The sequence below is a fragment of the Escherichia sp. E2586 genome, from assembly GCF_005781105.1.
Lineage (GTDB): Bacteria > Pseudomonadota > Gammaproteobacteria > Enterobacterales > Enterobacteriaceae > Escherichia.
This window is the reverse complement of the sequence record NZ_VATN01000007.1, coordinates 220968-237322: the sequence shown is the minus strand read 5'-3', so window position 1 is coordinate 237322 and position 16355 is coordinate 220968. Positions and strand designations below refer to the sequence as shown.

The 16355-nt window shown below is 49.9% G+C and carries 14 protein-coding genes; 6 read left to right on the top strand and 8 right to left on the bottom strand.

Annotated elements, in window-relative coordinates; all coding sequences use genetic code 11:
- Positions 1-187: 187 nt before the first annotated feature.
- Positions 188-1420 (bottom strand): phosphoglycerate dehydrogenase, encoded by a 1233-nt coding sequence (gene serA, locus FEK50_RS09025; protein WP_130217979.1) that lies wholly within the window; start codon positions 1418-1420, stop codon positions 188-190.
- Between the two features lie 254 nt (positions 1421-1674).
- Complete coding sequence (gene rpiA, locus FEK50_RS09020) at positions 1675-2334, bottom strand: ribose-5-phosphate isomerase RpiA (protein WP_000189743.1); 660 nt, start codon at positions 2332-2334, stop codon at positions 1675-1677.
- A 329-nt stretch (positions 2335-2663) separates the two neighbouring features.
- Between rpiA and argP the strand changes: the two genes are divergently transcribed.
- From argP to scpC, 5 genes are all read left to right on the top strand, one after another.
- Positions 2664-3557 carry a DNA-binding transcriptional regulator ArgP gene (argP, locus tag FEK50_RS09015; RefSeq protein ID WP_000828349.1) on the top strand — a complete coding sequence of 298 codons (894 nt, stop codon included), beginning with the start codon at positions 2664-2666 and terminating at the stop codon, positions 3555-3557.
- Positions 3558-3760: 203 nt separating this feature from the next.
- The gene (gene scpA, locus FEK50_RS09010; protein ID WP_130207855.1) at positions 3761-5905 is read left to right on the top strand and encodes a methylmalonyl-CoA mutase; all 2145 of its coding nucleotides are present in this window, start codon (positions 3761-3763) and stop codon (positions 5903-5905) included.
- Entirely contained in the window at positions 5898-6893 is a 996-nt protein-coding gene (gene meaB, locus FEK50_RS09005) for a methylmalonyl Co-A mutase-associated GTPase MeaB (RefSeq protein ID WP_131161975.1), read from the top strand. Before scpA ends, meaB begins: the two co-directional genes overlap by 8 nt.
- 10 nt (positions 6894-6903) lie before the next feature.
- Positions 6904-7689: a methylmalonyl-CoA decarboxylase gene (gene scpB, locus FEK50_RS09000; RefSeq protein ID WP_130258048.1), complete on the top strand. Its 786-nt coding sequence runs from the start codon at positions 6904-6906 to the stop codon at positions 7687-7689.
- A 25-nt stretch (positions 7690-7714) separates the two neighbouring features.
- The gene (gene scpC, locus FEK50_RS08995) at positions 7715-9193 is read left to right on the top strand and encodes a propionyl-CoA:succinate CoA transferase (protein ID WP_131161974.1); all 1479 of its coding nucleotides are present in this window, start codon (positions 7715-7717) and stop codon (positions 9191-9193) included.
- On the opposite strand, the gene FEK50_RS08990 is transcribed toward scpC, so the two are convergent.
- The 3 genes from FEK50_RS08990 to argO form a co-directional block, all read right to left on the bottom strand.
- Positions 9190-10086 carry a LysR family transcriptional regulator gene (locus FEK50_RS08990; RefSeq protein WP_130207863.1) on the bottom strand — a complete coding sequence of 299 codons (897 nt, stop codon included), beginning with the start codon at positions 10084-10086 and terminating at the stop codon, positions 9190-9192. The genes scpC and FEK50_RS08990 overlap by 4 nt on opposite strands.
- Before the next feature lie 170 nt (positions 10087-10256).
- Entirely contained in the window at positions 10257-10997 is a 741-nt protein-coding gene (locus FEK50_RS08985) for an oxidative stress defense protein (protein ID WP_064529765.1), read from the bottom strand.
- Positions 10998-11089: 92 nt separating this feature from the next.
- A complete protein-coding gene (gene argO / locus FEK50_RS08980; protein ID WP_130207865.1) occupies positions 11090-11725 on the bottom strand; it encodes an arginine exporter ArgO in 636 nt (211 codons plus the stop codon).
- A gap of 214 nt (positions 11726-11939) precedes the next feature.
- Here argO and FEK50_RS08975 point away from each other — a divergent pair, with 214 nt between their 5' ends.
- Complete coding sequence (locus FEK50_RS08975) at positions 11940-12869, top strand: hypothetical protein (protein ID WP_130259409.1); 930 nt, start codon at positions 11940-11942, stop codon at positions 12867-12869.
- A gap of 40 nt (positions 12870-12909) precedes the next feature.
- Here the strand turns inward: FEK50_RS08975 and mscS are convergent, their stop codons facing one another.
- From mscS to pgk, 3 genes are all read right to left on the bottom strand, one after another.
- Positions 12910-13767 (bottom strand): small-conductance mechanosensitive channel MscS, encoded by an 858-nt coding sequence (mscS, locus tag FEK50_RS08970; protein ID WP_130259410.1) that lies wholly within the window; start codon positions 13765-13767, stop codon positions 12910-12912.
- Positions 13768-13957: 190 nt separating this feature from the next.
- Positions 13958-15037: a class II fructose-bisphosphate aldolase gene (gene fbaA, locus FEK50_RS08965; protein WP_000034372.1), complete on the bottom strand. Its 1080-nt coding sequence runs from the start codon at positions 15035-15037 to the stop codon at positions 13958-13960.
- Positions 15038-15178: 141 nt separating this feature from the next.
- Positions 15179-16342, bottom strand: a complete 1164-nt coding sequence (gene pgk, locus FEK50_RS08960; RefSeq protein ID WP_000111269.1) for a phosphoglycerate kinase — start codon at positions 16340-16342, stop codon at positions 15179-15181.
- Between the last annotated feature and the right edge of the window lie 13 nt (positions 16343-16355).

The window sequence follows — 16355 nt, the reverse complement described above, 5'->3', positions numbered from 1 at the left end:
GTGCTGCCCCGCCATCGTAAATCCACTTTGAATAAACACAATGCATTGATCTGGCTTTAATTTATTTCTTCGAGCAGGCTCGCAAAGGCGATTACACAGCGATGCAAATGCCGTAATTAGCGCGGTAAAAGAGATAAAAAAACGGGCAAAGTCAGTGACCTGCCCGTTGATTGTCAGAGAAGGGGGATTAGTACAGCAGACGGGCGCGAACAGTACCCGGAATAGCTTTCATGGCCTGTAACGCTTTTTCAGCAACGTCTTCGTCAGCTTCAATATCAATAACGACGTAACCCATTTGCGCAGAGGTTTGCAGATACTGGGCAGCGATGTTAACGCCCTGCTCGGCAAATATTTTGTTCAGCGCAGTCAGCACGCCCGGACGGTTTTCGTGGATGTGCATCAGACGGCGACCACCGTGCAGCGGCAGTGAGACTTCCGGGAAGTTCACCGCAGAGAGCGTTGAGCCATTGTCAGAGTACTTGATTAATTTGCCCGCAACTTCCAGGCCGATATTCTCCTGTGCTTCCTGAGTCGAACCGCCAATGTGTGGCGTCAGCAGAACATTGTCGAATTCGCACAGCGGAGAGGTAAACGGATCGCTATTGGTCGCCGGTTCCGTCGGGAACACATCGATTGCGGCCCCTGCCAGATGTTTGCTCGCCAGCGCGTCACACAGCGCCGGAATATCAACCACCGTTCCGCGCGAAGCGTTAATCAGTAGCGAGCCCGGCTTCATCAGCGAGATCTCTTTCGCGCCCATCATATTTTTGGTAGACGCATTCTCTGGCACATGCAGACTCACTACATCGCTCATATTCAGCAGGTCGGAAAGATGTTGCACCTGAGTGGCGTTGCCCAACGGCAGTTTGTTTTCAATATCATAGAAGTAAACATACATCCCCAGCGATTCTGCCAGAATGCCCAGTTGCGTACCAATATGACCATAACCAATAATGCCCAGCTTTTTGCCGCGCGCTTCAAAAGAACCTGCGGCCAGCTTGTTCCATACGCCACGGTGCGCTTTGGCGTTGGCTTCCGGCACTCCGCGTAATAGCAGCAGAAGTTCGCCAATCACCAGCTCAGCAACGGAACGCGTATTTGAAAACGGGGCATTAAATACCGGGATCCCGCGTTTTGCCGCAGCATTCAAATCAACCTGGTTGGTCCCAATGCAGAAACAGCCAATAGCGACTAGTTTTTCAGCAGCGTTGATCACGTCTTCGGTCAGATGGGTACGGGATCGCAAGCCGATGAAGTGGGCATCGCGGATGGATTCTTTTAATTGTTCATCATCCAGCGCGCCTTTGTGAAATTCGATGTTGGTGTAACCTGCCGCACGAAGGCTTTCGAGCGCCTTTTGATGCACGCCTTCTACCAGCAGAAACTTAATCTTGTCTTTCTCCAGCGATACCTTTGCCATTTACCCAATCCTGTCTTTGAAATGTTGTGTGCGGATTTGCGTCCGCCTTTCAACATATCAAAAAATAATATTGCGGCAATATGAACGTTTGCGTCGCGATGTTGAGGAAATATCACGCAAAGGTATTTCTTGGATGAATATGCTGGTTTAGAGGATTTATTTAGAGCAATCGACAATAGCCTGGTAAAAACGTGACACATGTCACTAAATTTAATGAAGAGAATTTTTTTAACGGGGGAGGTGCCCCCGTCAGATCATTTCACAATGGTTTTGACACCGTCAGGTGTGCCAATCAGCGCAACGTCCGCGCCACGGTTAGCAAACAAGCCAACGGTCACCACGCCAGGAATCGCATTTATAGCGTTTTCCATCGCGATCGGGTCAAGGATTTCCATGCCATGGACGTCGAGGATCACGTTGCCATTATCGGTCACCACACCCTGACGGTATTCCGGACGACCGCCCAGTTTCACCAACTGGCGCGCCACTGCACTACGTGCCATCGGAATAACTTCTACTGGCAGCGGGAATTTGCCCAGAATATCAACCTGCTTGGAAGCGTCTGCAATACAGATAAATTTTTCCGCAACCGAAGCAATGATTTTTTCACGGGTCAGAGCCGCGCCGCCGCCTTTGATCATCTGCATGTGGCCGTTGATTTCATCTGCGCCATCAACGTAGATGCCGAGGCTGTCTACTTCATTGAGATCAAAAACGTGAATGCCGAGGCTCTTCAGTTTTTCAGTGGATGCATCCGAGCTGGAAACAGCCCCTTCAATCTGACCTTTCATCGTGCCGAGCGCATCAATAAAGTGTGCGGCGGTGGAACCTGTACCTACGCCAACAATGGTACCGGGCTGAACATACTGAAGTGCCGCCCATCCTACTGCTTTTTTCAATTCATCCTGCGTCATGATCGTTTCGCCTGTGGTATGAAATTTCACACGCATTATATACAAAAAAAGCGACCCGGACCCCGTCAGCAAGTCGGCGACGCATTTATCCATGAAATAACAGGTAACACCGGACATCCTCTTTTGCCCTGGTAAGCCAGGGGCTTGATAATATGACGAATATGAATAATATCCATTGCGGGTTTCGCGCCTCACAAAGACTAAAAAAGCACGATAAAGCCAACCAAAATTTCCATTATGACTGCTTTTGCATACGTTAAATGCTCTGTACCCAAAGCAAAATTATGTCATAGTTCGGCATAAGAAAATTTGAGGAGCAGGTTAAAGCAATGAAACGCCCGGACTACAGGACATTACAGGCACTGGATGCGGTGATACGTGAACGAGGATTTGAGCGCGCGGCACAGAAATTGTGCATTACGCAATCAGCCGTCTCACAGCGCATTAAGCAGCTGGAAAATATGTTCGGGCAGCCGCTGTTGGTGCGAACGGTTCCCCCGCGCCCGACAGAACAAGGGCAAAAATTACTGGCACTGCTTCGCCAGGTCGAGCTGCTGGAAGAAGAGTGGCTGGGCGATGAACAAACCGGTTCCACCCCACTACTGCTCTCGCTGGCAGTCAACGCCGACAGTCTGGCAACCTGGTTGCTTCCGGCACTGGCTCCTGTACTGGCTGATTCACCTATTCGCCTGAACTTACAGGTGGAAGATGAAACTCGCACCCAGGAGCGTCTGCGTCGAGGTGAAGTGGTCGGCGCGGTGAGTATTCAACATCAGGCGCTGCCCAGTTGCCTGGTCGATAAACTTGGCGCGCTCGACTATCTGTTCGTCAGCTCCAAACCGTTTGCCGAGAAATACTTCCCCAACGGAGTAAGTCGTTCTGCGCTGCTCAAAGCACCAGTAGTCGCGTTTGACCATCTTGACGATATGCACCAGGCATTTTTGCAGCAAAACTTCGATCTGCCGCCTGGTAGCGTACCGTGCCATATCGTTAACTCGTCCGAAGCCTTCGTGCAGCTCGCTCGCCAGGGTACAACCTGCTGTATGATCCCACACCTGCAAATTGAAAAAGAATTGGCCAGCGGAGAGTTGATTGATCTGACGCCCGGGCTATTCCAACGGCGAATGCTCTACTGGCATCGCTTTGCCCCTGAAAGCCGCATGATGCGTAAAGTCACTGATGCTTTGCTCGACTATGGTCACAAAGTGCTTCGTCAGGATTAATCAATCAGTTAACGCCTGATAGCACATATCAGGCGTTTTTCTTTTTTTCTTTTTTATTCTTTGAATAACGTCACAAAACAGACAAATCTCACACGGCAAAAAACGACGCCCCATTCCATTTTTTTTGCTGGCGACAAACCCGTATAAAAAGCTCACCGTAAGCGCAAACACCCTCATTTTTATTGCGTTTTATGGAGCAAATAATGTCAAACGTGCAAGAGTGGCAACAGCTTGCCAACAAGGAGTTGAGCCGTCGGGAGAAAACCGTCGACTCACTGGTTCAGCAAACGGCGGAAGGGATCGCCATCAAGCCACTGTATACCGAAGCCGATCTCGACAATCTGGAAGTGACCGGTACCCTTCCTGGCTTGCCGCCTTACGTTCGTGGTCCCCGCGCCACCATGTATACCGCCCAACCGTGGACCATCCGTCAGTATGCCGGTTTCTCGACAGCCAAAGAGTCCAACGCTTTTTATCGCCGTAACCTGGCTGCCGGGCAAAAAGGTCTTTCCGTGGCGTTTGACCTTGCCACCCACCGTGGCTACGACTCCGATAACCCGCGCGTGGCGGGCGATGTTGGCAAAGCGGGCGTCGCTATCGACACCGTAGAAGATATGAAAGTGCTCTTCGACCAAATCCCGCTGGATAAAATGTCGGTTTCGATGACCATGAACGGCGCAGTCCTGCCAGTGCTGGCCTTTTATATCGTGGCGGCAGAAGAGCAAGGCGTTCCCCCCGATAAACTGACGGGTACAATTCAGAACGATATCCTCAAAGAGTACCTCTGCCGCAATACCTATATTTACCCACCGAAACCTTCTATGCGCATTATCGCTGACATTATCGCCTGGTGTTCCGGCAATATGCCGCGCTTCAATACCATTAGCATCAGCGGCTACCACATGGGCGAAGCCGGTGCGAACTGTGTGCAACAGGTGGCGTTTACTCTCGCCGATGGGATTGAGTACATCAAAGCAGCTCTCTCTGCTGGCTTAAAAATTGATGACTTCGCCCCGCGCCTGTCGTTCTTCTTTGGTATCGGCATGGACCTGTTTATGAACGTCGCCATGCTGCGCGCCGCACGCTATCTCTGGAGCGAAGCAGTAAGCGGGTTTGGTGCTAAAGATCCGAAATCGCTGGCGCTACGCACCCACTGTCAAACCTCCGGCTGGAGTCTCACCGAACAGGATCCGTATAACAACGTTATCCGCACCACCATTGAAGCGTTGGCAGCTACCCTTGGCGGAACCCAGTCGCTGCATACAAATGCCTTTGATGAAGCGCTTGGTTTGCCGACCGATTTTTCGGCACGTATTGCCCGTAACACCCAGATCATTATTCAGGAAGAGTCAGAACTCTGTCGCACCGTCGATCCGCTGGCCGGTTCTTATTACGTTGAGTCACTAACCGATCAGATCGTGAAACAGGCCAGAGCCATCATTGATCAGATCGACGAAGCCGGAGGCATGGCGAAGGCGATCGAAGCAGGTCTGCCAAAAAGGATGATCGAAGAAGCGTCTGCTCGTGAACAGTCGTTGATCGACCAGGGCAAACGCGTGATCGTCGGCGTCAACAAGTACAAACTGGATCACGAAGATGAAACTGATGTCCTTGAAATCGACAACGTGATGGTGCGTAACGAGCAAATTGCTTCGCTGGAACGCATTCGCGCCACCCGTGATGATGCCGCCGTAACCGCCGCGTTGAACGCTCTGACTCACGCTGCACAGCATAACGAAAACCTGCTGGCTGCCGCTGTTAATGCGGCTCGCGTTCGCGCGACGCTGGGTGAAATATCCGATGCGCTGGAAGCCGCTTTTGACCGTTATCTGGTACCGAGCCAGTGTGTTACCGGTGTCATTGCGCAAAGCTATCATCAGTCGGAAAAATCAGCCTTCGAGTTTGATGCCATTGTTGCGCAAACGGAGCTGTTCCTTGCCGACAATGGTCGTCGCCCGCGCATTCTGATCGCCAAAATGGGACAAGATGGACACGATCGCGGAGCGAAAGTCATTGCCAGCGCCTATTCCGATCTTGGTTTCGACGTTGATTTGAGTCCCATGTTCTCCACGCCGGAAGAGATCGCCCGCCTGGCAGTGGAAAACGACGTTCATGTGGTGGGCGCATCCTCGCTTGCAGCAGGACATAAAACGCTGATCCCGGAACTGGTTGAAGCCCTGAAAAAATGGGGGCGCGAAGATATTTGCGTGGTCGCCGGTGGCGTTATTCCGCCGCAAGATTATGCCTTCCTGCAAGAGCGTGGCGTGGCGGCGATTTATGGTCCTGGTACTCCCATGCTCGACAGCGTGCGTGATGTGCTGAACCGGATTAGCCAACATCATGATTAACGAAGCCACGCTGGCAGACAGCATTCGACGCCTACGTCTGGGTGAGCGAGCCACGCTCGCCCAGGCCATGACGCTGGTTGAGAGCCGTCACCCTCGCCATCAGGCACTCAGCACTCAACTGCTTGATGCCATCATGCCGTTTTGTGGTAACGCCCTGCGACTGGGCGTTACCGGCACGCCAGGAGCAGGAAAAAGTACCTTTCTTGAAGCCTTTGGCATGTTACTGATTCGCCAGGGGCTGAAAGTCGCGGTGATTGCCGTCGATCCCAGCAGTCCAGTAACCGGTGGCAGCATCCTTGGGGATAAGACTCGCATGACCGAACTGGCGCGTGCCGATGCAGCGTTTATTCGCCCGGTTCCGTCATCTGGTCACCTTGGCGGCGCCAGCCAGCGAGCGCGGGAGTTAATGCTGTTATGTGAAGCGGCGGGTTATGACGTGGTGATCGTTGAAACCGTCGGTGTCGGACAGTCAGAAACGGAAGTCGCCCGCATGGTGGACTGCTTTATCTCGCTGCAAATTGCCGGTGGTGGCGATGATCTCCAGGGCATTAAAAAGGGTTTGATGGAGATGGCGGATCTGATTGTCATCAACAAAGATGATGGTGATAACCACACCAATGTCGCCATTACCCGCCATATGTACGAAAGCGCTCTGCATATTTTGCGCCGCAAATATGACGAATGGCAGCCACAGGTCCTCACCTGTAGTGCACTGGAAAAATGCGGCATCGATGAAATTTGGCGCGCAATTATCGATTTCAAAACCGCACTGACTACCAGCGGTCGTTTACAACAGGTGCGGCAACAACAGTCGGTGGAATGGCTGCGTAAACAGACCGAAGAAGAGGTACTGCACCACCTGTTCACTAATAAAGATTTCGATCGCTATTACAGCCAAACGCTATTAGCGGTCAAAAATAATATGCTCTCGCCGCGCACAGGTTTGCGGCAGCTCAGTGATTTTATCCAGACTCAATATTTTAATTAAGGGAATTTTTATGTCTTATCAGTATGTTAATGTAGCCATCATCAACAAAGTGGCGGTCATTGAGTTTAACTATGCCCGCAAACTCAATGCGTTAAGTAAAGTCTTTATTGATGACCTGATTCAGGCATTAAACGATCTCAATCGTCCAGAAATCCGCTGCATCATTCTGCGTGCCCCAAGTGGTTCCAAAGTCTTTTCCGCAGGTCACGACATTCATGAGTTGCCGTCAGGAGGTCGCGATCCGCTCTCTTACGATGATCCGCTACGTCAAATTACCCGCGTGATCCAAAAATGCCCTAAACCAGTAATTTCGATGGTCGAAGGTAGCGTCTGGGGTGGCGCATTTGAAATGATCATGAGTTCTGATCTGATCATCGCCGCCAGTACCTCTACCTTCTCAATGACGCCAGTCAACCTGGGCGTACCGTATAACCTGGTGGGGATCCACAACCTGACTCGTGACGCGGGCTTCCACATTGTCAAAGAGCTGATTTTTACCGCTTCGCCAATCACCGCCCAACGCGCGCTGGCTGTTGGCATTCTTAACCACGTTGTTGAGGCCGATGAACTGGAAGATTTCACCTTACAAATGGCTCACCACATTTCCGAAAAAGCACCGTTAGCCATTGCAGTAATCAAGGAAGAGCTGCGCGTGTTGGGTGAAGCGCACACTATGAATTCAGATGAATTTGAGCGTATTCAAGGGATGCGCCGGGCGGTTTATGACAGCGAAGATTATCAGGAAGGTATGAACGCCTTCCTGGAAAAACGTAAACCTAATTTCGTCGGTCATTAATGATCCACGAACTAAGGAGCAAAGGATGAATATTACCCGGACAAGGATGACCGCCGATGAAGCGGCGGAAATTATCCAGCACAACGATATGGTGGCATTCAGTGGTTTTACCCCTGCGGGTTCGCCCAAGGCTCTTCCTGTTGCCATTGCCCGTCGCGCCAATGAACAACATGAGGCGAAAAAACCGTATCAAATTCGCCTGCTGACCGGAGCGTCGATTAGCGCCGCCGCCGATGACATACTCTCTGAAGCTGACGCCGTTTCATGGCGCGCGCCATACCAGACATCATCGGGATTGCGTAAAAAGATCAATCAGGGATCGGTTAGTTTTGTTGATCTGCATTTGAGCGAAGTTGCGCAAATGGTCAACTACGGCTTTTTCGGCGACATCGATGTTGCGGTAATTGAAGCCTCAGCCCTCGCTCCGGATGGTCGCGTCTGGTTAACCAGTGGGATCGGTAATGCCCCGACCTGGTTGCTGCGCGCAAAGAAAGTGATCATTGAACTCAATCATTATCACGATCCGCGCGTTGCAGAACTGGCGGATATTGTGACTCCTGGCGCACCACCGCGGCGCAATAGTGTGTCGATCTTCCATGCGATGGATCGCGTCGGTACCCGCTATGTACAAATCGATCCGAAAAAAATTGTCGCCGTCGTGGAAACTAACTTACCTGATGCAGGTAACTCGCTGGATAAACAAAATCCTGTGTGCCAGCAAATCGCCGACAATGTGGTCACCTTCTTGTTGCGTGAAATGGCGCAGGGGCGCATTCCGCGGGAATTTCTGCCACTGCAAAGCGGGGTTGGCAACATCAATAATGCGGTAATGGCGCGTCTGGGGGAAAACCCGGAAATTCCTCCGTTTATGATGTATTCGGAAGTGCTACAGGAGTCTGTGGTTCATCTTCTGGAAACCGGCAAAATTACCGGGGCCAGCGCCTCCAGTCTGACAATTTCTGCCGATTCACTGCGCAAGATTTACGCCAATATGGATTACTTCGCCAGTCGCATTGTGTTACGTCCGCAAGAAATTTCCAATAACCCAGAAATTATCCGCCGCCTTGGTGTTATCGCTCTGAATGTCGGCCTCGAGTTTGATATTTACGGACACGCCAACTCCACGCACGTAGTCGGCGTTAATTTAATGAATGGTATCGGCGGTAGCGGTGATTTTGAACGCAACGCGTATCTGTCGATCTTTATGGCACCGTCGATTGCTAAAGAAGGCAAGATCTCAACCATCGTGCCTATGTGCAGCCATGTTGATCACAGCGAACACAGCGTGAAAGTGATCATCACAGAACAAGGGATCGCCGACTTACGTGGCCTCTCCCCACTTCAGCGCGCGCGCACTATCATCGATAACTGCGCACATCCGATGTACCGTGACTATCTGCATCGCTATCTGGAGAATGCACCCGGCGGGCATATTCACCACGATCTTAGCCACGTTTTCGATCTGCATCGCAATTTGATCGAAACGGGCTCAATGCTAGGTTAATCGCTCGTACCGTCACGATCTTCAGCAATTTGCTGTAGCAGCGTGGCGGTATAGCGATGATTTTTCAGTGAATAAAGATATTCCTGCATATACATTGGCGTATGCGGTGCGTCAAAATATTTCAACGTAGCTGGGTTCACCAGCCGCCATGCAAAATGTGGGATCACCGTAAGAAAATGTCCGTGCTCAACGGCGCTGATTTTGGCCATAAAACTGTATGGGCGATAAATAATTGTTGGATTGATCCCACAAGGGCGCATGTTCGCATCAATCATCGCTTCATAATTAGCACGGTTTTGAAAGCGCATCTGTAACCAGGGCAACTCCTGTAACAACTCCTGCTCCTGACGCTCTTCATAACGGCGAGAAACGAGAAACCCCAGTCGCAGCGGCGGCAGTTCACTCATTGTTAGATTATCCAACCCGTGTACACGAGCGGAAACATGCTGCGGAGAGATAATAAAATCAAGCTGACGATAGAAGAGATTGTCGATAACCTCATTTTCGCTGAATTCAACCGGCTGGGCCGTCACGCCTTCATACTTATCACCCAGGCTAATTAACTGATCAAAAATAATCGTCGGATAGGTATTATCGATACCTATCACAATTTCACGAGAACGACGTCCAGAATTATGAATTTCATTATCGATCGCAGAAAGCCGTTGGTAAACCGGGAAAAGCTTTTGATAAAGCTCCTGCCCGGCTTTATTAAGGCTGATGTTATTATCTTTACGGGTAAATAATGTATAACCAATTTGCTCCTCTAGCGCGGCAATACTTTTGCCGAACGGTGAAGCAGTCATATGTAACTTTTCTGCCGCTCGGGCAATATTATTGGTTTGCGCTAATAAAATAAAATTGCGCATCTTTTTCGAAATAAAAATATCCATCGACGCTTCCTCCAAACATCCCTGTCCGCTTAACCGTTTCAGTAAGTTAATCCTTAATGAAATCGCAAGCAAAGATAGGTGTTTACGTCATGGTTTTACAGAAAATTACAGAAAAAAGAGGCGATATCAGATAAAGACATTAGCCCGACAAATGAGTCGGGCTACAGGTATTATTGTGCGGCAGGTGTTTTAGCGGGTTGTTGATCCACTGGTTCTAACTGAAAGACCACATCGACCTGATCATCAAACTGAATAGCGGCCTGCTCGTATGTTTCTTGGGCGGAAACCGGCGCGGCATCGGCTTTCATCATGCGTACCATTGGGCTGGGCTGATAATTGGAAACATGGTAGCGCACGCTATATACCGGCCCCAGTTTGCGATTAAAGCCGTTCGCCAGCTCCTGAGCCTGATGAATCGCGTTATCAATCGCTGCCTTACGCGCTTTGTCTTTATAGGCATCTGGCTGTGCCACGCCCAACGACACAGAACGAATTTCGTTGAGTCCGGCCTTCAGCGCGCCATCCAGCAAGGAATTCAGTTTGTCTAACTGACGAAGCGTGACTTCCACCGTTCTCACGGCACGATAGCCTTTCAGGATACTTTTACCATCCTGGTAATCGTAGTCTGGCTGGGTACGCAAATTCGCGGAACTGATATCTTTTTTCGCGATCTGATTGAGTTCAAGGAAAGAGATATATTGCGCGACACGCTCATCCGCCTGCTTCTTGGCAGAAGCGGCATCCTTCGCCGTCACGTTAACTTCAATAGCAAGAATAGCGATATCTGGCACCGCATCAACGCTTGCCGTTCCTGAAGTGACAATGTGCGGACCATCCGGTAGTTCATTGGCCTGCACAGCCATCCCGCTGAAACCCATCAATGCCGCCAGGGCGATAACTTTGAACTTCACGTTAGTCTCTCCGTGTTAATTGACTTGCCCAAAATTCAGGACCTCTGGAGGCAAGCTTAGCGTCTCTGTTTTATTTTTCCATCAGATAGCGCCTAACTGAACAAGGCTTGTGCATGAGCAACACCCTCTTTCGCCAGTTGTAGGGCGATAATCCACATAACGCAGCCCACCACGAGATTGATAATGCGCTGCGCTTTGGCAGTACGCAAACGCGGCGCCAGCCAGGCGGCTAATAACGCCAGACCAAAAAACCACAGGAAAGAGGCACTGATCGTCCCGAGCGCAAACCAGCGTTTTGGTTCGACATCAAGCTGTCCGCCCAGGCTGCCTAATACCACAAAGGTATCCAGGTAAACATGTGGATTCAGCCAGGTTACTGCCAGCATAGTGGCAATAATTTTCCAACGTCCCTGCTTCATCACTTCAGCACTAACCAGCTCAATATTGCTGCTCATCGCCGTTTTAAAAGCACCAAAGCCATACCACAGCAAGAAGGCCACACCGCCCCAGGTCACCAGCGCCAGCAACCACGGTGACTGCATCAATAACGCGCTACCACCAAAAATCCCGGCGCAAATCAGGACCAAATCGCTTATCGCGCAGAGCAAAGCAATCATAATGTGGTACTGACGACGAATGCCCTGATTCATCACAAAAGCATTTTGCGGACCAAGCGGCAGAATCATAGCAGCACCAAGTGCAAGGCCTTGAAAATAATAAGAAAACACGTTTAACATTCCGAACTAATTATCTGATAAAGAGACTATAGCGCGGGATTGTTATTAGATAAAATTTATAATGCTAATAGCATATAAATAATTTTAATAAAAAAATAAATAATTCTATTCGGTAACTGATTTTAGGATAAAGATCTCATCATTCCCCATAACATAAACGGCGTTATGGCTCTCTTTCCTGCTAGCGTTGTAAAGGACTAACACTATGCAAGCCTATGATCTCACTCTTCTCCCCTACCCTATCCACGAAAATATACCGCGCCAACAAGGTTGGTGCTTTGGCCTACCGCCAGGCATAACGCCCGAACAGTGGCCGCTGGATCCAAATAATGGTTTCCCATTGAATCATGGATTTACCCTGCTGTTGCCGGAAGATTATCGGATTTATGGGCCAGAGATTGTCGCGTTATCTTTCTTTGCTGTTGCGCCCGAGCACAACGATGGCGGAACACCATGTACAGAAGAAATATTGGATGTGTTTGAGAATTTTGAATCCTGCCCCCCACCTGAAGATCCAGATCTTTATGTTTTCTGGCAGGCAGAAAAGCAACGACATCCACGGCTATTTCGGATGGAAGATATATTAGGCTGTTCTTATGCGGTGATTTTACTCACCCAGCACGAGTTCAACGGCCCATTTTGTGAGCCGCCTGAACTTATACCTAACCACTATCGCGACCAGCAAGATACGCCAGAATGGCTGACTATTGGCAGTGCTTTTAGTTATTTTCAGGCTAACGTCAGGCCAAAAGATACGCCTGAAAGCAATTTTGTATACCGTAAAATGGGCACCATTCCTGAGCAGTCGCTGGCTTTCAATCTGGCGATTTCATGCGAGCCGCGCGCTTTTGATCCTAATGCGGGAATTAGCCCCACAGAAAGAAATAATACGGAATATCAGTCCATTCGTTATTTTTCTAAAGATGCAGAGGGAAAAAGTAAATGTGAAACTCACCAGTGGCATAGTGCACATCTACCCAATCATCTCGGTGGTTCAATGGCGCCCGTGCAGTCTATACCAAACGGAATGTCGCCTTATTATATTGAGTTTGAAGAGTATTTCGGTGGGTATAATTTCGGTGCAGGTAATGCCTGGCTGGACTTTAAAAATATGAAGTTTGATTTTAGTTGTTAAAAATGAGGGCTTATCACCTTGATAAGCCCTCATTACATAATTAACTATTGCTCTCTTTCACCCGCTTGAAGTTCACATCCATTTGCGGATACGGGAAGCTGATACCAGCAGCATCAAATTCACGTTTAATACGTTCCAGCACATCCCAGTACACGTTTTGCAGATCGCCACTGTTGCTCCAGGCACGCACGACGAAATTAATCGACGATGCGCCAAGTTCGTTCAGGCGTACTGTAATTTCACGATCTTTTAAAATACGATCTTCGGACTGAATAATATCGGTCAGGATCTGCTTAACCTGATCGATATCAGAATCATACGCTACGCCAATAATAAATTCGTTACGGCGCGCCGGCTCACGAGAGAAGTTAATAATATTACCGGCAATAATTTTACCGTTCGGAATAACAATAATTTTACCGTCTGCGGTACGCATGGTGGTGGAGAAAATCTGCACACTCTGTACAGTACCGGCAACGCCGCCGAGGTCAACATATTCTCCTGCACGGAACGGGCGGAACATAACCAGCAAAACGCCAGCAGCCAGGTTAGATAGTGACCCCTGCAAGGCCAGACCTACAGCTAAACCTGCGGCACCGAGTACGGCAATGACCGATGCGGTTTGTACGCCCACGCGGCCCAGTGCTGCAATTAACGTAAAGGCGATAATTGCGTAACGGATTAATGCAGAAAGAAAATCAGCAACGGTGGCATCTATGTTACGGGAGATCATCAGGCGATTCACCGCGTTGGAAATCATCCGCGCGATAATCAAACCAACGATGATGATCGCGAGTGCCGCCACGATGTTTACAGCATAACTCAGCAACAGCGCCTGGTTGTTTACCAACCAGGATCCTGCGCCGTTTATGCTATCGACAACTTTCAAATCTTCCATTCAATATTCCTTTTCAACTGACTTAAATTGGAGAAACATACTCCGCCGCCTCACGACGGGCAGTCTGACAAGGGTAAACAATAAAGCATAATTTTGCCAAATAGATCACAGATTTCTTAAGTACATCACCTTGCTTTTGGCGAAAAAAAGACCCGCAGAGCGGGCCTTGAGATAAGCAGAAAGGAATATCTTACAGAACGTCGATCGCGTTCAGTTCCTGGAATGCTTTTTCCAGACGAGCGATCATCGAAGTCTGACCGGCACGCAGCCATACGCGCGGATCGTAGTATTTCTTGTTCGGCTGATCTTCGCCTTTCGGGTTGCCCAGCTGGCCCTGCAGGTAAGCTTCGTTCGCTTTGTAGTAGTTCAGTACACCTTCCCAGGTCGCCCATTGGGTGTCGGTATCGATGTTCATTTTAACTACACCGTAGCTTACGGAGTCTTTGATTTCCTGAGCAGTAGAACCGGAACCGCCGTGGAATACGAAGTTCAGGCTGTTGTGCGGCAGGTTGTGTTTCTTAGAAACATATTCCTGAGAGTCGCGCAGGATGGTCGGGGTCAGAACAACGTTACCCGGCTTGTAAACACCGTGTACGTTACCAAAGGACGCTGCGATGGTGAAACGCGGGCTGATTTTGCTCAGCTCGGTGTATGCGTAATCAACGTCTTCCGGCTGGGTGTACAGTGCAGAAGCGTCCATGTGGCTGTTGTCCACGCCGTCTTCTTCACCACCGGTGCAACCCAGTTCGATTTCCAGAGTCATGCCGATTTTGGACATGCGCTCCAGGTATTTAGAGCAGATTTCGATGTTCTCTTGCAGAGATTCTTCAGACAGGTCGATCATGTGAGAAGAGAACAGTGGCTTACCGGTAGCAGCGAAGTGTTTTTCACCCGCGTCCAGCAGACCGTCGATCCACGGCAGCAGTTTCTTCGCGCAGTGGTCGGTATGCAGGATAACCGGAACACCATAGTGTTCAGCCATCTGGTGAACGTGATGCGCACCAGAGATCGCGCCCAGGATAGCAGCACCCTGCGGAACGTCAGATTTCACGCCTTTACCAGCGATAAAGGAAGCACCACCGTTGGAGAACTGAACGATAACCGGCGCTTTAACTTTAGCAGCGGTTTCCAGTACGGCGTTGATGGAGTCAGTACCGACGCAGTTTACTGCTGGCAGTGCGAAGTTGTTTTCTTTTGCTACCTGGAAAACTTTCTGTACGTCATCACCAGTGATTACGCCAGGTTTTACGAAATCAAAAATCTTAGACATGTCTCTTGTCCTGTATCGTCGGGCCTTATACTCGCCATACCTCAAGTTGCTGTGCTGCAACTCGAATTATTTAGAGTATGAAAAAGTGCGTGCTTTAAAAGCGCGCTGCAACAAGGGCAGGTTTCCCTGCCCTGTGATTTTTTACTTCTTAGCGCGCTCTTCGAGCATCGCTACTGCAGGCAGTACTTTACCTTCCACGAATTCGAGGAATGCGCCGCCGCCAGTGGAGATGTAGGAGATTTTGTCAGCAATGCCGAACAGGTCGATTGCTGCCAGAGTGTCGCCGCCGCCAGCGATGGAGAACGCTTCGCTGTCTGCGATAGCGTTAGCCACGATTTCAGTACCTTTGCGGAAGTTCGGGAATTCGAACACGCCAACCGGACCGTTCCACAGAATGGTTTTCGCATTCTTCAGGATTTCAGCCAGTTCCTGAGCGGAAGCATCACCGATATCCAGGATCTGCTCGTCAGCTTTCACATCGTTAACAGATTTCAGAGTAGCCGGAGCGGTTTCAGAGAACTCAGTCGCTACGCGAACATCAGACGGAACCGGGATGTTGCAGGTGGTCAGCAGACGTTTTGCTTCGTCAACCAGGTCAGCTTCGTACAGAGATTTACCCACATCGTGGCCTTGTGCCGCGATAAAGGTGTTAGCGATACCACCACCAACAATCAGCTGGTCAGCGATTTTAGACAGGGAGTCCAGAACGGTCAGTTTGGTAGATACTTTAGAACCACCAACGATAGCCACCATCGGGCGAGCAGGTTCTTTCAGTGCTTTACCCAGCGCGTCCAGTTCAGCTGCCAGCAGCGGGCCTGCGCACGCAACGTCAGCGAATTTACCGATACCGTGAGTAGAAGCTTGCGCGCGGTGAGCAGTACCGAATGCGTCCATTACGAACACGTCACACAGTGCAGCGTATTTTTTGGACAGGGTTTCGTCGTCTTTCTTCTCGCCTTTGTTGAAGCGAACGTTTTCCAGAACAACCAGTTCACCTTCAGCAACGTCAACGCCGTCGAGGTAATCTTTAACCAGACGAACTGGGTTAGACAGTTTGTCTTTCAGGTAGTTAACAACCGGCAGCAGAGAGAATTCTTCGTTGTACTCGCCTTCGGTAGGACGACCCAGGTGGGAAGTTACCATCACTTTCGCGCCTTGTTTCAGGGCCAGTTCGATGGTCGGCAGAGAAGCACGGATACGCGCGTCGCTGGTTACTTTCCCGTCTTTTACTGGTACGTTCAGATCCGCACGGATAAATACACGTTTCCCAGCAAGATCCAGATCGGTCATCTTAATTACAGACATGGTGAATCCTCTC